Genomic DNA, 17243 nt, shown 5'->3' on the forward strand with positions numbered 1-17243 from the left:
GGGGCTAGCCTGCACATCTGACGACCCATCAGAAAAGTTGGCGGGAGCAGTCCGCGCCACAGTGATCATCGCCATGTGTGAGGGGAAACCATGGAGCTACCGCGCATCGTCAGCGTCGACGACCACGTGATCGAGCCCGCACACCTCTTCGAGACCTGGCTGCCGGCCAGATACCGGGACCGCGGGCCCCAGTCGCTGACGGAGGGTATCGGCGAGCTGGAGTACACCGGCGGGAAGTACGTCATCACCATGGACCCGGCCGGCCCCCCGACCGACTGGTGGATCTACGAGGACCTCAAGTTCCCGTACAAGCGCAATATCGCGGCCGTCGGCTTCGACCGCGACGACATGACGCTGGAGGGCATCACCCGGGCCGAGATGCGGCGCGGCTGCTGGGACCCCGCCGAGCGGCTGCGGGACATGGACCTCAACCACGTGGAAGCCTCCCTCTGCTTCCCGACCTTCCCGCGCTTCTGCGGGCAGACGTTCGCCGAGGCGCACGACAAGGAAGTGGCCCTCGCCTGCGTACGCGCCTACAACGACTGGATGGTGGAGGAGTGGTGTGGTGACAGCGGGGGCCGGCTGATCCCGCTCTGCATCATCCCGCTGTGGGACATCGACCTCGCCGTAGCGGAGATCAAGCGGAACGCGGCACGTGGCGTGAAGGCCGTGACCTTCAGCGAGATCCCCACCCATCTGGGGCTGCCGAGCATCCACTCCGGCTACTGGGACCCCTTCTTCGCCGTCTGCCAGGAGACCGGAACCGTCGTCAACATGCACATCGGCTCGTCCTCGCAGATGCCCGCGGCCTCCCCGGACGCGCCGCCCGCCGTGCAGGCGTCCCTCTCCTTCAACAACGCCATGGCGTCGATGATGGACTTCCTCTTCAGCGGCGTACTGGTGAAGTTCCCGACGCTCAAACTCGCCTACAGCGAAGGGCAGATGGGATGGATCCCCTACGCCCTGGAGCGCGCGGACGACGTGTGGGAGGAGCACCGGGCGTGGGGCGGGGTGCGCGACCTGATCCCCGAACCGCCCTCTTCCTACTACTACCGGCAGATCTTCTGCTGCTTCTTCCGCGATAAACACGGGGTCGCGTCACTCGATGTGGTGGGCCGGGACAACGCGACGTTCGAGACCGACTACCCGCATGTGGATTCGACCTTTCCGCACACCAAGGAGGTCGCGCTCGACCACATGAAGGGCCTCGACGACGAGACGGTCTACAAACTCATGCGGGGCAACGCCATCCGGATGCTCGACTTGGACCTCGACCGGGGACGCCGCCGCTGATGGACCTTTCCTACACGGAGGAAGAGGAGGACTTCCGGCGGCGGCTGCGCGACTGGCTCGGCACGGCGTTGGCCGGGCTCCCGGCGAAGCCCGAGGCCACCGACTGGCCGGGCCGCCGGGCGTACGACTGCGCATGGCAGCGGGCGCTGTACGACGCCGGATACGCCGGACTGCACTGGCCCCGGGACGCCGGCGGCCAAGGGGCCACGCCCACCCAGCACCTGATCTTCCTGGAGGAGGCGGAGCGGGCGGGCGCGCCCTACGTGGGGGCCAACTTCGTGGGGACGCTGCACGCGGGGCCCACCATCGCGGCCGAGGGGACGCCCGAACAGCGGGCGCGCTGGCTGCCGCCGATCCTGCGCGGCGACGAGGTGTGGTGCCAGGGGTTCTCCGAGCCGGAGGCCGGGTCCGACCTGGCGGCCCTGCGGACACGGGCGGTCCGCGACGGAGACTCCTACGTCGTCAGCGGCAGCAAGATCTGGACCTCGCACGCCGAGATCGCCGACTGGTGCGAACTGCTGGTCCGCACGGACACCTCGGCCCCCAAGCACCGGGGCATCTCCTGGCTCGCCATGCCGATGGACGCGCCCGGTGTCACCGTCCGGCCGCTGCGGACGCTGGCCGGGTCCGCGGAGTTCGCCGAGGTGTTCCTCGACGAGGTGCGAGTGCCGATCTCCCACCGGATCGGAGCGGAGAACGACGGCTGGCGCGTGACCATGGTGACTCTCTCCTTCGAGCGCGGCACCGCCTTCGTCGGCGAGGTTGTCGCCTGCCGGCGCGTGCTGGGCGAGGTGGCCCGTACGGCCCGAGCGAACGGGCTCTGGGACGACGCGGTGCTGCGCCGACGGCTCGGCCGGCTGTCCGCGGAGTTCCGCGCGCTGTGGCGGCTCACCCAGTGGAACGTCAGCGAGGCGCAGCGGTCCCTGCGGGGCGGCGGCAGCGGGGTGCCGGGGGTGGGCGGCTCCGTGTTCAAGCTGCGCTACTCGCAGGCGAGGCAGGAACTGTACGACGCGGCGGCGGAGGTCCTGGGGGAGGGGGCGTTGGACGCGGACCACGAGTGGGTGGCGGACCGGCTGTCGTCGCTGTCGTACACGATCGCGGCCGGCACGTCCCAGATCCAGGCGAACATCGTCGCCGAGCGCATCCTCGGCCTCCCGAAGGGGCGGTGATCATGGACTTTCAGCTGACCGAGGACCAACGGGCGCTGCGGTCCGGCGTGCGTGATCTGCTGGCGGGCCGGTTTCCGCGGGAGCGGCTGCGCGCCGCGGTGGACGGGGCCGGGCCGGTCATCGACCGAGGGCTGTGGCGCGAACTCGGTGAGGTCGGGCTCTTCGGGCTGCGGCTGCCGGAGGACGAGGGCGGCGTGGGGCTCGGGCTGCCCGAGGCGGTGCTCCTTTTCGAAGAGGCGGGCCGCGTGCTGCTGCCTGGCCCCCTGATCGCCACCCACCTCGCGGCCGGCCTGGTGGAGGGGGCGGCGAGCGGCGAGCGGATCGTCGGGATGTGCGACGCGACCGTGAAGGAGCGGCTCTGGGAACACCCGGCGGACTGCGATGAATTGATCTTCATCGGCGATGGTGAGCCGTACAGCGTCGACCCGTCGTCCCCGGCGGTGACAGCGGTCCGCTCCGTCGACCCGCTGACCCCGATGGCCCGGGTCGTGGTGCCCGGGGGCGGCCGCCCGCTCGGGGGCGACGCTCCCCGCCTCCGCCGGGAAGCGGCCCTGCTGACCGCCGCGGAACAGCTGGGCAGCGCTGTCCGTACGGTTGAGACGGCGGTCTCGTACGCCAAGGAGCGCACCCAGTTCGGTCGGCCGATCGGGAGCTTCCAGGCGGTGAAGCACCTGTGCGCGCGGATGCTCGTACGTGCGGAGGTGGCCAGAAGCGCGGTGTACGCGGCGTCGGTCACGCAGGAGCCCGGGGACATCGCGGCGGCCAAACTGCTCGCCGACGAGGCCGCAGTCCACAACGCCCGAGACTGTCTGCAAGTGCACGGCGGTATGGGGTTCACGTGGGAGGCGGACGTTCATCTGCACCTGAAGCGGGCCTGGCTGAGGGCGCAGCGGTGGCAGTCGGCGGCGGCAGGCGAGGAAGCGCTCGCAGAAGAGCTGCTGTATGGGGGGTAATGTCGCACGGTAGAGGACATCAGGTGAAATTGCCCATCTGCACCATGTAAGTAGTCACCGAGCGTTGATGCCGGGTTGTGTCCTAAGGGTGACTCGTCACTGGGGGGAGTCGGCTCCGGGCTCGGGTACGCTCCCTTGGGTGCGAGTGGTTCTGAGGCGCAACTCCCCCGGTGTTGCCAACGAGGCAACCCTGGAAGCGAGAATGTGTGCCGCTCCCACCGGGTGGAGGCCCGTAAACCTCGATTGTTCGACTCCCCGTGGCACGCGTCGCACAGTATGCAGCACGCATACTCCTTTGCGCCGGAATATGCCCGAAGCGCTTGTTGGGGTGACTGAACGTCAACCATGCTGTCTCGCACGGGGATCACGGTCCGTGATCTCTCAGAGGTGCGAGGCGATGTGTCCGCCGGTTCGGATGGTGTGAGCGGTGCAGGTGCTTCAGGTGCAGATGGAGATCAGGCCCGACCCTGCGGAGGTAGGGCGAGCCCGGAGGTGGGCCCGTTCACGGCTTGCCGGTTCTGGGATAGGTGCGGATGAGCCGCTGGCCGACACGCTCCTGCTGCTGATCTCGGAGTTGGTCACCAACGCGGTGGTGCATACGGGCTGCCCGGCCGTGCTCCGCATGCTCTTCCCGGTCGTCCGCGCCGGCTTCGGAGGCGACGGCCGACGCGATGGTGACAGCCGTGGCGGGGCCGCCGCGATGGAGGCGGGCGCCGGCGCCGGCACGGTCCGGGTGGAAGTCGCCGACATCAGCGCGCGCCCGCCGCGGCAGCGGTACGCGGACGGCGAGGAGACGGGCGGCCGCGGCCTGGAATTGGTCGATGGGCTCGCCGACAGGTGGGGCTGGCGGCCGGAGGGCACGGGCAAGAGCATCTGGTGCGAGGTGGACCGTGCCCAGTCGCTCCTGGTGGGGGCTTGTGACTCACCCCGCGCCGCGACAAATGGGGCATAACTAATAAAGTCCAGACCAGGTGTTGACGTGGCGTGCCCAGGTGATCACTCTTGGGTTGAGCGATTCGTCGCGAGGGGACGTCGAGAAGCCGGATTCGACCGGACTGCCTCGGCGAGTGCGGGTCGCGGCCCGGCGCGTCCGCATGGTCTGAGCGTCGGAGCCGGGTGGCGGTGCGCTGTGCCGTGCTCGGGGCGCGCACGCGCGCACCGCTGCCCGACCGTCCGGCCCACCGCTGGTCCGGACCGGATTCACAAGACGGCCACCGGTGCGACCGGTGCGCCTGTCGCGCCGACGAACGGCTCCGGTGCGGCCGACAGGAAGAACGTGTAGCGGCCTTCCTCCGCGCACGCCTGTGACAGCTCCTCCAGGTTCCAGTTCTGGCCCTGCGGCATGCCCATCTCGACCAGGTCGAGGGCGTGCACGGGCATCCACAGACCGTCTATCTCCGGCGGAAAGATCTCGAAGGTCAGGGTGTCGTTGGCGACGGCGGCCACGTCGCGGGCGTGGAACCACTCGGGCGTCCGGATGGAGAGGCCGGGTGAGGGGAAGGCGTAGGCGTGCTTGTCGCCCGCCAGGTAGCGCTGGATCTGGCCGGTCCTGATGAGCAAGCAGTCGCCGGAGCGGACCTTGGCGCCGGACAGCTCCTCCGCGGCTGCCAGGTCTTCGGGGGTGACGGCGTGCCCGCCCTCCAGGCGGTCGAGGCCGCGGGCGCGGGCGACGTCCAGCAGGATGCCGCGGGAGGCGAGGGGCCCGGCCTTTTCGATGCCGTGGAACGCGGCTCCGCCATGTGCGGTGATCGAGTCCGCCGGGCGGCCGTTGTAGAGCTTGCCGCTGTGCGAGACATGGGTGAGGCCGTCCCAGTGGGTGCCTGCCTGTAGGCCCATGGTCACCACGTCGTCGCTGGTGGCGACGGTTTCGGGACCGAACATCTCCAGGTTGACGGCGACCATCGTGTGCAGCGGGTTGACCCTGCCGGGGATCATCCCGGTCTGCACTCCGTCCTGTAGCAACGGGACGGCGAGGGGTATGCGGCGGCCGGACCGTACCGTCTCGGCGGCCGCGCGGACGGCGTCGGGGGTGATGAGGTTGAGGGTTCCCATCTCGTCGGCCTCGCCCCAACGTCCCCAGTTGTTGACGCGCTTGGCGATGTCGTGGAACTCGGGTGGCAGGGCCACGGGTCCTCCTGGGATCGGTTGTCCTCTGGGTCTTGTGCTCGGCACCCGTCTGCTCAAAAATCTAACGGTCCGTCAGAAAACGCGGGAAGGGGTGCGACGTGGGGAACTTCTTGGCAGGCAAGGTGATCGCGGTCACCGGGGCCGGCCGCGGCATCGGACGAGCGGTGGCCCTCGCCTGCGCCGCCGAGGGCGCGAAGGTCGTCGTCAACGACTACGGCGTATCCATCGAGGGCGGCGAACCCACCAGCGAGATCGCCGCGTCGGTGGTGAAGGAGATCCAAGCGGCCGACGGCGAGGCGGTCGCCGTCGCGGACGACGTCTCGACGATGGAGGGCGGTCAGCGCATCATCGACGCGGCCCTGACGCGGTACGGACGGATCGACGGCGTCGTATGCGTCGCCGGGATCCTGCGTGAGCGCATGCTCTTCAACATGTCCGAGGAGGAGTGGGACCCGGTCATCGCCACCCACCTCAAGGGCACCTTCACCGTCTTCCGGGCCGCGTCGGCGGTGATGCGCAAGCAGGGCTGCGGCACCCTCATCGGTTTCACCAGCGGAAACCACCAGGGCAGCGTCGCCCAGGCCAACTACTCCTCGGCCAAGGGCGGCATCATCTCCCTGGTGCGCAGCGCCGCCCTGGGCCTCAACAAGTACGGGGTGACCGCGAACTGCGTCGCCCCCGTGGCCCGCACCCGGATGTCGGCGAACGTACCGATGGAGCTCAAGGAGATCGGCGAACCGGAGGACGTGGCCGCCCTCGTCGTCTACCTGCTGAGCGAACGGGCTCGCGAGGAGAAGATCACCGGGCAGGTCTATACGATCGCCGGCCCCAAGATCGCGGTCTGGGCCCAGCCCCGTGAACTGCGCTCCGCCTACGCGGACGGTGCGTGGACCCCCCAGAAGATCGCCGACTTCCTGCCCGGCACGGTCGGCACGGATCCCATGCCGATGCTGGCGCGACTGGAGGCGATGGCAGCCGCCGCGGCGGCCAAGGAGCGACCCAACGCGTGAGACCGCAGGGGACGACGCCAAGTGCCGCCCGACCCGGCGGCCCAGGCCCTGGAGGCGGCCTCCCGTCTGCCCCGCGGCGCCTGGAGCGCTCCCGCGCCGCGTCGTCGGGTCCAGGTGCAGGGGATGGCCCTCCGCCTCGTGAGAGCACGTACCAGACGCCGCGGGGCCCGCCCTCCGGGCGCACGGCGGGAGTCTGGCGACAGGACCTGACCGCAGCCCGGCCGGCGGCCGGCCGAGCGAACCCGCGCGGAGCGCGGGGAAGGAAAGGAGACGCTGTGGATTTCGCCTTCGGGCCACAGGACGAGACCTTTCGCGAAGAGGCACGGGCGTGGCTTTCGGCGCACTTGACCGGTGAGTTCGCGGACGCCGCCGGCCACGGCGGGCCCGGTAGCGAGCACGAGCTCCCGGAGGTCCGCCGTGCCTGGGAGCGCGAACTCGGCGCGTCCGGCTGGATAGGGATCGGCTGGGACCGCACGGCAGGCATCTACGGCAACCGCACCGCGACCCTGACCCAACAGGTCGTCTGGGCCGAGGAGTACGCCCGCGCGGGGGCGCCCGGACGCGTCGGCCACATCGGTGAGAATCTGCTCGCCCCGACCCTGATCGGCTACGGGGACGAGAAGCAGCGGGAGCGGTTCCTGCCCCCCATCGCCCGGGGCCAGGAACTGTGGTGCCAGGGCTACAGCGAGCCCGACGCCGGGTCCGACCTGGCCGGGTTACGGACCACCGCCACCCGAGACACCGCGCCCGGCGGCCCGTACCGGATCACGGGCCAGAAGATCTGGACCTCGTTGGCCCAGGACGCCCACTGGTGCTTCGTGCTGGCCAGAACGGAGCACGCCTCCCGCCGCCACCACGGGCTCTCCTTCCTGCTCGTTCCGATGGACCAGCCGGGCCGCATCGAGGTCCGGCCGGTCCGGCAGCTCTCTGGCACCGCCGAATTCAACGAAGTGTTCTTCGACGGGGCGCTGGCGAGCGCCGACCACCTCGTCGGCGGGGAGGGCAATGGCTGGCAGGTCGCCATGGGGCTGCTCGCCCTGGAACGCGGAGTCTCTACTCTCGTCCAGCAGATCGGCTTCGCCGCCGAGTTGCGCGAAGTGGTCCGCCTCGCGCTGGAGTGCGGTGCCGCAGTGGAACCGGTACTGCGCGACCGGCTCGTACGGCAGTGGGCCGAACTCCAGACGATGCGCTGGAACGCCCTGCGGACGCTGGGCACCACTGACGTGCCCGGCGCTCCCAATGTCGCCAAACTGCTGTGGGGCGGCTGGCATCAGCGGCTCGGCGAGCTGGCGATGCGGGTGCGCGGTACGGCCGCGGCCCTCGGCCCCGCCGACTGGAGCGCCGAGCGTCCGTACGAACTCGATGCCCTGCAACGCCTCTTCCTCTTCACACGCGCCGACACCATCTACGGCGGCTCGGACGAAATCCAGCGCAACATCATCGCCGAGCGGGTGCTCGGCCTGCCGAAGGAGTCCCGATGACCGCGTACGGGCACTGGATCGACGGCTCCTGGTGCGAGCCCGACCAAGGGCACTATGCAGTTGTCAATCCGGCGACCGAAGAGGTCGTCGGGGAGGCCCCGGAAGCGACGCGAGCCGAAGTCGCCGCCGCCGTGGCCGCCGCGCGGGCCGCCTATGACGGCTGGTCCCGCACCGACCCGCGCGAGCGCGCGGCCGTGCTGGACCGGATAGCCGATCTCCTCACCGAACACGGCGGGGACCTCGTGCCCCTGCTCCAGGCCGAGACCGGCGCGACCATGCGCCTCGCTTCGACCATGCAGGTGCCCACCGCGGCCGACCGCTTCCGCCGCTACGCGCGCGGTGCACTCGAACCGGATGTGGTCCCGCTGGCTCCGCAGCCCGTGAAGGCCAGTGCCCTGGCCCCCGGTGGACTCATCGGCGCCGCCGCCGTACGTCGCCCTATGGGCGTCATCGCATGCATCACCTCCTACAACTTCCCCATCGTCAACCTCGCGGGCAAGGCCGCGCCCGCCCTGGCCATGGGCAATACCGTGGTCGCCAAGCCCGCCCCCCAAGACCCGCTGGCCTGCCTGGAGTTGGGGCCGATCCTCAAAGAGGCCGGACTGCCGGACGGCGTCTTCAACGTCGTCACGGGATCGAGTGCCGCCGCCGGAGAGGAACTCGTGTCCCACCCGGGCGTCGACATGGTCAGCTTCACCGGGTCCACCGCGGTGGGAAAGAAGATCGCCGAGTCCGCTGGGAGGTCGATGAAGCGCACCCTGATGGAGCTGGGAGGCAAGGGCGCGGCCATCGTCCTGGGGGATGCCGACGAGAAAACGGTCGCGTCGGCGATCAGGGCGGTCGGTTCGGTCTGGTCATTCCACAGCGGACAGATCTGCACGGCACCGACCCGTGTGCTCGTCCATCGATCGCTGTACGAGAAGGTCGTCGCCGGTCTCAAACAGTACGCGGAAGCACTGACAGTCGGGGACCCTGTGGATAACTCCACGATCGTCGGTCCGCTGATCTCGGCGGCCCAGCGCGACCGCGTCGAGGCGTATATCGCGGGCGCTCGTGACCAGGGCGCCCGCGTCGTCGCAGGCGGTGCGCGACCCGACCTCAAGCCGGGCTTCTACGTCCGGCCCACCCTCATCGCCGATGTCACCCCCGACATGACGGTCGCGCGCGAGGAGCTCTTCGGACCGGTCGTCGTCGCGATTCCCTTCGACGACGAGGCGGAGGCCGTCCGCATCGCCAACGGCACGTCCTACGGCCTCTACGACTACGTCTTCAGTTCCGACGCCGGCCGGGCCTGGGCCCTCGCGGCCCGCCTGCGCAGCGGCAATATCGGCATCAACACCGTGCAGCGGCACCCCGAGACCCCGTTCGGCGGTTTCAAGGACAGCGGGGTGGGCCGCGACGGCGGATCGTTCGGCCTGCACGCGTACAGCGAACTCCAATCCGTCGTCTGGCCCTCCTGACCAGCGCCATCACTCCAGCACAGCGGTGTCACCCCGGCACAGCGGCGGGGCCCAGGCAACAGTTTCCGCCTTCCGGCTTCCGCCTTCCGCACCGGATTCCTCCGCGGAACTCCTCTCCGGCCTTGGCCAAGGCCACCTTGAAGGGACGGCACATATGCGAGGCGTCATCTTCGACGGCAAACAGCCCCAGGTCGTCGACGACCTGGAGGTCCGCGGGCCAGGCCCCGGCGAGGTGCTGGTCGCGGTCGTCGCGGCCGGCCTGTGCCACAGCGACCTCTCGGTCATCGACGGCACCATTCCCTTTCCGGTACCGGTGGTGCTCGGCCACGAGGGCGCGGGCGTGGTCGAAGCGGTCGGCGCGGGCGTCGCGCACGTCGCGCCCGGCGATCACGTCGCCCTGTCCACCCTCGCCAACTGCGGCACGTGCGCCGAGTGCGACCGGGGCCGCCCGACCATGTGCCGCAAGGCCATCGGCATGCCGGGGCAGCCCTTCACGAGGCGCGGCGCGAAACTCTTCAACTTCGCCTCCAACTCCGCCTTCGCCGAGCGTACGGTCGTCAAAGCCGTCCAGGCCGTCAAGATCCCCGACGATGTGCCGCTGGCCTCGGCCGCGCTCATCGGCTGCGGGATGCTGACCGGCGTCGGAGCGGTGCTCAACCGGGCCAAGGTCGGCCAGGGCGAGTCGGTCGTCGTTATCGGCGCGGGTGGCATCGGCCTCAATGTCCTCCAGGGGGCGCGTCTCGCCGGAGCGTCGACGATCGTCGCGGTGGACGCGAATCCGGCGAAGGAGGCGGCGGCCCGGTCATTCGGTGCGACCCACTTCATCGACGCCTCCACCACCCCCGACACCTCCGCCGCGGTGAAAGGGATCCTGCCGACGGGCGCGGACCACGCCTTCGAATGCGTCGGCAACACCAAACTGATCCGGCAGGCGGTCGACCTCCTCGACCGGCGTGGACAGGCCGTCCTGCTCGGTGTGCCTCCGGCCGACGCGCAGGCGTCCTTCCTGGTCTCGTCCATGTATCTCGACAAATCGATACTCGGCTGCCGCTACGGCTCCTCGCGTCCGCAACGCGATATCGCCCTGTACGCGCGCCTCTACCGCGAAGGCCGGCTGCTGCTGGACGAGCTGATCACGGAGACCTACCCGGTCGAGGACTTCGCGAAGGCCGCCGACGATGCCCACCACGGACGGGTGGCGCGCTGCGTGCTCACCTTCTGACGCTCCGTACCCGCCGGTGCCGGACGCCGACCGCGCGCAGGGACCATTCCGTAGGGATGGTCAACGGGACGGCCCCTGGGGGCGCTATGGCGGCCCATAGTGACGAGGGCCACACTGGCGGTTCCGGGTGGGGGAACCGTACGTACGGGGTGGGTGGTGCGTACGGGACAGTCGGTGCGTGTCGGCATCAACAGGAGCGATTCACCAGGTGATTGGGGTGGCGCCGACGCCGGCGTGCGATTCGGGCGGGGTCGCGGACCGGCGGTCCGGGCACCGGCGCGTGCCGCCGCCCGTTGAGAGCCCCGACGGCCGGCCCATTTGGAGCGGAACCTTCCGGCCCCACAAGGAATCATTCTTGGTGAGAGGGGCGGATATGACTCAGCAGACGGGGCCTGGCGCTATATCGGCGGAGGCGGACGGGGAATCGGCACGCCCGAAAACGGCCGCGGCCCCCCGTACAGACCCGGAGCCCGCCCCCGTACCGGATGGCGCACGGGTCGACCTGACGAAGGCGAGACCCCGCCGGCCTGGGAAGGCCGCGGGGGAGGAGCCGCCGGAGAACGCCGAGGCCGTCAAGGCCGTCAAGGGCACAGAGGGCACAGAGGACGGCTTTGGGTCGGCCTTCTGCGCCTCAATGGCGACGCTGTGCGCCGAAGCCGTCATCGGAGGGACGCTGGCCGTCTTCGTCATGCTCGCGCGCGAGCACGACGGCCTCCCCGGCAGCGCCGCAGTGATCGTCGGGGCAGTGCTCGTCCTCGGCCTTGTCGGTGTGCTGCTGAGCGGCTTCATCACCGCCATCGCGGTCATGCCGGCGCTGTCGCTCGCGCGCTGCTGGGCGCGGCGAAAGGAGCGCACCGACAACCGGTGGAGGGCCCTCGCGGCCGTACCGGTGGTGTCGGCGGCGCTGGTCGTCGCGTTCGGGGCGGTGGCCGCGCTCGGCAGCCGGGCGCTCGCGCAGCCCCTGACCTACCTGGAGTGGTGGGCCGCTCTCACCGTCGCGCTCGCGCCCGCGACCGTGGTCGCGCGGACCGCTGGGGGGCGGGCCCGGGAAGGCCGCAGCGGACGCCTCGTCCCGCGGGTGACGCGCAACGCCGCCGCGGCATGGCTGGGCGTCGCCGTACTCGGCACGGCCGCGTACGGAACCGGGCTGGTGAGCGTCTACAAGCCGCCGCGGCTCAGCGCCTCGGACATCGCGGGCACCTGGAGCGACGGGCACGGCGGAATGGTGCAGTTGGCCACGGACGGGAAGGCCGTCGCCGACGGGCTCGACAACTTCGTGTGGGATGGCACCGGCAAGGACAAGCCGAAGGACTGCGAGGGCACCGGGACCTGGAGTTCGGTGAAGGACGGCGGCCACGTTCAGGGCGTCTCCATGCGGATCAGCGCGTGTGACCTGGCGCGGGACTGGAACGTCGGCGGCACCGCCAAGAAGCCGCGGATCTTCCACGAGATCGGAAAGCCGGGTTCCGGCAAGCGCTATGTGCTGACGAAGACGACGAAGAAGAAGGCCGAGGCCGCGCGGAAAGCGCAGCAGGGGAAGAGCGCCCACACCGGGGCCCACCAGCACTGACGGACCGGCCTGGGCCCCGGGCCGCGGTGGAGCGCTTCAGAGGCCGCCGAACGAGCCGAACGCCCCCCGGTGGAAGAGCAGCGGGCCCGCCCCGGCCCCGTGTCCGGCCCCGTCCTCCGCGGCGCCGAGCGCCTCGACGCGCCCGACGACGATGAGGTGGTCGCCGCCCGTGTGCACGGCGTGAATGGCGCAGTCGATCCACGCGGGCACGCCCGCGAGCAGCGGCGATCCGGTCGCGGGCGAAGGCTCGTACGCCACTCCGGCGAACTTGTCCGCGCCGCTCACGGCGAAGCCCCGGCACAGGCTGCCCTGCCCGGCGCCCAGGATGTTGACGCAGAACACGCCGGCGCGGGCGATGCGCGGCCAGGTCGTGGAGGTGCGGGCCACCATGAAGGTGACCAGCGGCGGGTCCAGGGAGAGGGACGAGAAGGACTGGCAGGCGAAGCCCGCCGGGCCGGACCGGCCGTCGTCGTCCGTCTCACCCGCCTCGGCCGGCGCCGTGACGATGGTGACGCCGCTCGCGAAGTTGCCGAGAACGCGCCGGAACTCGGACGGTTCAACGGGTGGCCGTTCGTCCTCGCGGACGGCTCGCAATTCGGGGCGGGGGAGTGGGTCGACCGGCTGACCGGCTGAGGTGGACGCACCCACCGACCGCAGATAGCGCACGGCGGTGGCTGCCATCCCTGCGTGTCCCATCATGACTTCATTGAATCTGACGGGATTTCGGATGGGAAGTGATGGGCAGAGCCTGACACTTGGTTAACCTCCTCGGTATTCGGGCGTGCGTCGCTCGATGAAGCTCGCGACGCCCTCCCGCGCGTCCGATGTCGTCATGTTGATCTCCTGCGCCGCGGCCTCGGCCGCGAAGGCTGCCGTACGGTCGGCGTCGAGCGAGGCGTTGACCAGCTGTTTGGTGAGGGCGAGCGCGCGGGTGGGGCCCGCTGCCAGCCGCTCCGCCCATTCGCGTGCGACCTTCGCCAACTCCGCTCCGGCCACGACCCGGTTGACCAGGCCCAGCCGCTCCGCCTCGGCGGCGGGCAGCGCGTCGCCGAAGAACATCAGCTCCTTCGCGCGCTGCGGGCCCACCAGGCGTGGCAGGAGGTACGCGCCTCCCCCGTCCGGTACGAGCCCGCGCCGTACGAACACCTCGATGAACCGGGCCGACTCCGCCGCCAGCACAAGGTCGCAGGCGAGCGCGAGGTGCGCGCCGAGGCCCGCCGCGGTGCCGTTGACGGCGGCGATGACGGGCTTCTCGCAGTCCAGGACAGCGCTGATCAGCCGCTGGGCGCCGCGCCGGATCGTACGGGCCACATCGCCCGCGACGCGTTCGGCGCCGCCGTTGGCCGGGCCGCCGCGGAGGTCCGCGCCGGCGCAGAATCCCTTGCCGGTCGCGGTGATCACCACGGCTCGTACGGCCGGGTCGGCGGATGCCTCGTCGAGCAGCGAAATAATGCGTTCTCGCTGGTCCCAGGTGACGGCGTTCATCGCTTCGGGGCGGTTGAGGGTGATCCACGAGACCCCGTTGTCAGTGGTGTGCCGTATCAATGACTCAACGGATTCTTCGGGGGAGGAAGTCATGGGGGAGCGGCTCCAGATCCTTGGGTCAGTGGCAGACGGCGAGCGCGTCCAGCGCCACCGCGCCTTGGCCGCGTTCCAGCACCATCAGCGGGTTGATGTCGAGTTCGGCGAGCGTGTCGCCCAGTTCCAGGGCCATGCGCTGGACGCGCAGTACGACCTCGACGAGCGCGTCCACGTCGGCCGGCGGCGCGCCGCGGACGCCGTCGAGCAAGGCGCGGCCGCGCAGTTCACCGAGCATCGCGCGCGCCTGGTCCTCACCGAACGGGGGGACGCGCACCGCCGCGTCCCGCAACACCTCCACCAGCACGCCGCCGAGACCGACCGTGACGGTGGGGCCGAAGAGGCTGTCGGGAGTGACGCCGACGACCATTTCGACGCCCCGCGCGACCATCTGGCAGACGAGCACTCCGTCGAGCGGCACGCCTTCGTAGCGGGCGATGTCGGTGAGCTCGCGATAGGCGTCCCGGACCTGGCTGGCGGAGGTCAGACCGACCTTGACCAGGCCGAGTTCGCTCTTGTGGGCGAGCCGCGGTCCGGACGCCTTCATGACGACGGGGTAGCCGACCAGGCCGGCCGCCCGTACGGCCGCCGCCGCGCTGGTCACCAGCTGCTCGCGTGGCACGCGAATGCCGTACGCGCGCAGCAGCTGCTTCGCGGCGTGCTCGCTGAGCTGCTCGCCGGGGCGCATCAGCGCCTGCGCCTTGCGTGCGGAGGGGGACAGGACGCGCGGGGCGTCCTCGAAGGGAGAGCGGTAGCTCGCGGTGAAGCGGTGGTGGCCGAGGTAGGCGCGGACGGCGGTGATGCAGTTGGCGAAGGTGCGGAAGGTGGCGACGCGGGAGGAGCCGAGCAGGGTGGTGCGGTAAGCGGCCTCGGTGCCGACGGGGGACCCCCACACCACGCACACCAGCTTGTCGCTCTGTTCCGCCGCGTCCACCAGGTCCTGCGCGAGTTTGTCGCTCATGGGCGGAAAGGGGCCGGTGATCGGGCAGATGAGGACGCCGACGGAGGGGTCGGCGAGGATCGCGTCAATGATCTTTCGGCCGCGCCAGTCGCCCACGGGGTGGCCGCCGTTGTCCACCGGGTTCGCGACGCTGAGGTAGTCGGGGATCCACTGGTGGAGCTCGGCCTGCTTGGCTGCGTCGAGCGTGGGGAGTTCGAGTCCGGCGGCGGTCGCCAGGTCCGAGAAGTGCGCGCCCGTGCCGCCCGAGATCGAATACACCACGGCGCCGTCGGCCCGCGGCGGGCGGGCGCGGGCGAGCAGGGCCGCGGTGTCCTGAAGCTCGTCCAGGCCGTCGACGCGGATCACGCCGAACTGCCGCATGGCGGCGTCCACCACCTCGTCCGCCCCGGTGAGCTTGCCGGTGTGGGAGGCGGCCATCCGGGCACCGGCCTCGGTCCGGCCGACCTTGATGGTGACCACCGGCACCTTGTTGCGGGCGGCCCGGTCGGCGGCCAGGAGGAAGCCGCGGCCGTCCTTGAGCCCTTCCACATACGCGGCGATGGCGCCGACCTCGGGGCAGGTGGCGAAGTAGGAGATGAAGTCCGCTGTCTCCAGATCCGCTTCGTTGCCGGTCGGGGCCCAGTGGGAGAGCCGGATGCCGAGCTCTTGCAGAGTGAAGACGGGGCGGCCCTGGTGGCCTGACTGGGTGATGAGGGCGATGGCGGGGCCGTCGAGGTCGTCGCGGAACTTCTCGAAGGCGTTGAGGTTGGTGTTCGGGCCGAGGAGGCGGATCCCGGAGCGTTCGACGGCGGCCGCCAGTCGCTGCTGCGCGGCGGCGCCCGCCTCGCCGGTCTCGGCGAAGCCGGAGGCGAAGGCGACGGCGAACCGGACCTTCGACTCGGCCAGTTCCTCGATGAGGGGGGTCGGGTCGCCGACGAGGAGTACGGCCAGGTCGACCTTTTCGGGCAGGTCGGCGACGCTCGGACAGCAGGGGAGGCCGAAGACGCTGGTACGGGTGGGGTGCACGGGGTGGAGCCGGGCTCCGACGCGCTCGGCCCAGGCGATGAGCTGCCGGGTGATGCCGGTGTTGGGGCGCCCCTCGACGTCGGACGCGCCGACGACTGCCACTGAGGAGGGACGGAAGAAGCGGTCCAGGTCGGGTACGTCCGAGTGCAGAGCCCGTCCGCTGACATCCACGTCCTCGGCCGGTGCGGCCCTGCCGTGGACGGCGGGCGCCGTCTGCTCTCCGCAGGCCAGCACGCGGGCCGTGCGGGAGGTGGTGGTGAGGGTGCCGTGAGTCGATCCAAGCATCGTTCTCGCCCACTCCTGCTCGATGGCCAACACAACTGACGCCTAGTCAGGTTACTGAACTGACGCTGCGTCAGGAATGGGGTTGCACGGTAAAGAGATCCGAGCCGAGCCCCTTGCGTAACCCCTTACCCATCCGTTGAACTGACGTACCGTCAGAAAACTGAGAAGCGGAGAGCGGCGAGCGAGAAGAGAAGGGCAGGCGATGCAGACGATGCGGACGGTCTGGCTCAGCGGGGCCGAATGGCTCGCTGTGCTGCGTATCGGCCTCGGGCTGTGGTGGCTGGAGAGCTGGCGGCACAAGGACAAGAAGGGCTGGTTCGAGCGCGGTACGGGCATAGCGTGGGCCACCGACGTGGCGGGCAAGCACCGCTGGGGCTTCGTGAAAACCGGGTTCGAGAAAGTCGTCAGTCCGCGGCCCAGGACCATGGCGTACATCGTCGTCTACGCCGAACTCGCCCTGGGGTTCGGCCTCGTGCTCGGTCTGCTCACCCCCGTGGCGCTCATAGGCGGCCTCCTGCTCAATCTGCTCTACCTCGTCCTCATGGTCCACGACTGGGCCGAACAGGGCCAGAACGCGATGATGGCGCTCATATCGCTCGTCGCCCTCTTCGCCATGAGCTGGCAGACGTGGTCCCTCGACGACGTGATGGGGTTGTTCCTGTGAGCGTGGCGCGCTTCGACCTGCCCGAGACCGATGCCTTCACCCGCCCCTACTGGGACGCGGCCTCCGAAGGCCGCCTCCTGATCCGCCGTTGTGCCGCCTGCTCGCTGGCCCACCACTACCCCCGCGAGTTCTGTCCCCGCTGCTGGAGCGAGGACGTCCGCTGGGAGGAGACGAGCGGCCGGGCCGTGCTCTACACCTGGTCGGTGGTCCACCTGAACGATCTGCCGCCCTTCGGCGACCGCGTCCCGTACACCGCCGCCGTCGTGGACCTGGCCGAAGGGCCCCGGATGATGACCGAGATCGTCGACTGCCCGGAGGGAGACCTGCGCGTCGGTATGCCGCTGCGGGCTCATTTCCGTACGGAGTCCAGTGAACCCCCGGTGACAGTGCCTGTCTTCCGTCCCTGTTGAATGCGGTGCAGATTGACTTGTCCGGGAGCGTCGAGGACCGAGCGACGGGCGTCGG

15 protein-coding genes are annotated in these 17243 nt (G+C 70.3%); 11 read left to right on the top strand and 4 right to left on the bottom strand.

The window, feature by feature from the left end; genetic code table 11:
- Positions 1 to 90: 90 nt before the first annotated feature.
- The 4 genes from AC07AB_RS25000 to AC07AB_RS25015 all read left to right on the top strand — a co-directional run bounded on the left by AC07AB_RS25000 (position 91) and on the right by AC07AB_RS25015 (position 4367).
- Positions 91 to 1293, top strand: a complete 1203-nt coding sequence (locus tag AC07AB_RS25000; RefSeq protein ID WP_478570706.1) for an amidohydrolase family protein — start codon at positions 91 to 93, stop codon at positions 1291 to 1293.
- A complete protein-coding gene (locus AC07AB_RS25005; protein WP_478570709.1) occupies positions 1293 to 2462 on the top strand; it encodes an acyl-CoA dehydrogenase family protein in 1170 nt (389 codons plus the stop codon). Before AC07AB_RS25000 ends, AC07AB_RS25005 begins: the two co-directional genes overlap by 1 nt.
- Before the next feature lie 2 nt (positions 2463 to 2464).
- Positions 2465 to 3415: an acyl-CoA dehydrogenase family protein gene (locus AC07AB_RS25010; protein WP_478570712.1), complete on the top strand. Its 951-nt coding sequence runs from the start codon at positions 2465 to 2467 to the stop codon at positions 3413 to 3415.
- A gap of 427 nt (positions 3416 to 3842) precedes the next feature.
- The gene (locus AC07AB_RS25015) at positions 3843 to 4367 is read left to right on the top strand and encodes an ATP-binding protein (RefSeq protein WP_478570715.1); all 525 of its coding nucleotides are present in this window, start codon (positions 3843 to 3845) and stop codon (positions 4365 to 4367) included.
- 248 nt (positions 4368 to 4615) lie between these two features.
- Here the strand turns inward: AC07AB_RS25015 and AC07AB_RS25020 are convergent, their stop codons facing one another.
- Positions 4616 to 5542, bottom strand: a complete 927-nt coding sequence (locus AC07AB_RS25020; RefSeq protein WP_478570717.1) for a cyclase family protein — start codon at positions 5540 to 5542, stop codon at positions 4616 to 4618.
- A gap of 98 nt (positions 5543 to 5640) precedes the next feature.
- Between AC07AB_RS25020 and AC07AB_RS25025 the strand changes: the two genes are divergently transcribed.
- From AC07AB_RS25025 to AC07AB_RS25045, 5 genes are all read left to right on the top strand, one after another.
- Complete coding sequence (locus AC07AB_RS25025; RefSeq protein WP_478570719.1) at positions 5641 to 6552, top strand: SDR family oxidoreductase; 912 nt, start codon at positions 5641 to 5643, stop codon at positions 6550 to 6552.
- A gap of 275 nt (positions 6553 to 6827) precedes the next feature.
- Positions 6828 to 8033, top strand: a complete 1206-nt coding sequence (locus tag AC07AB_RS25030; RefSeq protein WP_478570721.1) for an acyl-CoA dehydrogenase family protein — start codon at positions 6828 to 6830, stop codon at positions 8031 to 8033.
- Positions 8030 to 9493, top strand: a complete 1464-nt coding sequence (locus AC07AB_RS25035) for an aldehyde dehydrogenase family protein (RefSeq protein WP_478570724.1) — start codon at positions 8030 to 8032, stop codon at positions 9491 to 9493. The genes AC07AB_RS25030 and AC07AB_RS25035 overlap by 4 nt, the downstream gene beginning before the upstream one ends.
- A gap of 154 nt (positions 9494 to 9647) precedes the next feature.
- Positions 9648 to 10715 carry a Zn-dependent alcohol dehydrogenase gene (locus AC07AB_RS25040; RefSeq protein ID WP_478570727.1) on the top strand — a complete coding sequence of 356 codons (1068 nt, stop codon included), beginning with the start codon at positions 9648 to 9650 and terminating at the stop codon, positions 10713 to 10715.
- Positions 10716 to 11349: 634 nt separating this feature from the next.
- Positions 11350 to 12285: a hypothetical protein gene (locus AC07AB_RS25045; protein WP_478570730.1), complete on the top strand. Its 936-nt coding sequence runs from the start codon at positions 11350 to 11352 to the stop codon at positions 12283 to 12285.
- Positions 12286 to 12321: 36 nt separating this feature from the next.
- Here the strand turns inward: AC07AB_RS25045 and AC07AB_RS25050 are convergent, their stop codons facing one another.
- The 3 genes from AC07AB_RS25050 to AC07AB_RS25060 all read right to left on the bottom strand — a co-directional run bounded on the left by AC07AB_RS25050 (position 12322) and on the right by AC07AB_RS25060 (position 16114).
- The gene (locus AC07AB_RS25050; protein ID WP_478570733.1) at positions 12322 to 12966 is read right to left on the bottom strand and encodes a flavin reductase family protein; all 645 of its coding nucleotides are present in this window, start codon (positions 12964 to 12966) and stop codon (positions 12322 to 12324) included.
- A 78-nt stretch (positions 12967 to 13044) separates the two neighbouring features.
- Positions 13045 to 13863 carry an enoyl-CoA hydratase/isomerase family protein gene (locus AC07AB_RS25055; protein ID WP_478570735.1) on the bottom strand — a complete coding sequence of 273 codons (819 nt, stop codon included), beginning with the start codon at positions 13861 to 13863 and terminating at the stop codon, positions 13045 to 13047.
- Positions 13864 to 13888: 25 nt separating this feature from the next.
- Positions 13889 to 16114, bottom strand: a complete 2226-nt coding sequence (locus AC07AB_RS25060) for an acetate--CoA ligase family protein (protein WP_478570738.1) — start codon at positions 16112 to 16114, stop codon at positions 13889 to 13891.
- 211 nt (positions 16115 to 16325) lie between these two features.
- On the opposite strand from AC07AB_RS25060, the gene AC07AB_RS25065 reads away from it, so the two are divergent.
- The gene (locus tag AC07AB_RS25065) at positions 16326 to 16778 is read left to right on the top strand and encodes a DoxX family protein (RefSeq protein ID WP_478571083.1); all 453 of its coding nucleotides are present in this window, start codon (positions 16326 to 16328) and stop codon (positions 16776 to 16778) included.
- The gene (locus tag AC07AB_RS25070; protein ID WP_478570741.1) at positions 16775 to 17188 is read left to right on the top strand and encodes a Zn-ribbon domain-containing OB-fold protein; all 414 of its coding nucleotides are present in this window, start codon (positions 16775 to 16777) and stop codon (positions 17186 to 17188) included. Before AC07AB_RS25065 ends, AC07AB_RS25070 begins: the two co-directional genes overlap by 4 nt.
- The last annotated feature ends 55 nt before the right edge of the window (positions 17189 to 17243 follow it).

It is taken from the genome of Streptomyces sp. NPDC044033 (assembly GCF_056434425.1).

Coding starts and splice junctions, on each gene's coding strand:
- AC07AB_RS25000 (WP_478570706.1), top strand. CDS start 91: ATGGAGCTACCGCGCATCGTCAGCGTCGACGACCACGTGATCGAGCCC.
- AC07AB_RS25005 (WP_478570709.1), top strand. CDS start 1,293: ATGGACCTTTCCTACACGGAGGAAGAGGAGGACTTCCGGCGGCGGCTG.
- AC07AB_RS25010 (WP_478570712.1), top strand. CDS start 2,465: ATGGACTTTCAGCTGACCGAGGACCAACGGGCGCTGCGGTCCGGCGTG.
- AC07AB_RS25035 (WP_478570724.1), top strand. CDS start 8,030: ATGACCGCGTACGGGCACTGGATCGACGGCTCCTGGTGCGAGCCCGAC.
- AC07AB_RS25040 (WP_478570727.1), top strand. CDS start 9,648: ATGCGAGGCGTCATCTTCGACGGCAAACAGCCCCAGGTCGTCGACGAC.
- AC07AB_RS25045 (WP_478570730.1), top strand. CDS start 11,350: ATGGCGACGCTGTGCGCCGAAGCCGTCATCGGAGGGACGCTGGCCGTC.
- AC07AB_RS25050 (WP_478570733.1), bottom strand. CDS start 12,966: ATGGCAGCCACCGCCGTGCGCTATCTGCGGTCGGTGGGTGCGTCCACC.
- AC07AB_RS25055 (WP_478570735.1), bottom strand. CDS start 13,863: ATGACTTCCTCCCCCGAAGAATCCGTTGAGTCATTGATACGGCACACC.
- AC07AB_RS25060 (WP_478570738.1), bottom strand. CDS start 16,114: ATGCTTGGATCGACTCACGGCACCCTCACCACCACCTCCCGCACGGCC.
- AC07AB_RS25065 (WP_478571083.1), top strand. CDS start 16,326: ATGCGGACGGTCTGGCTCAGCGGGGCCGAATGGCTCGCTGTGCTGCGT.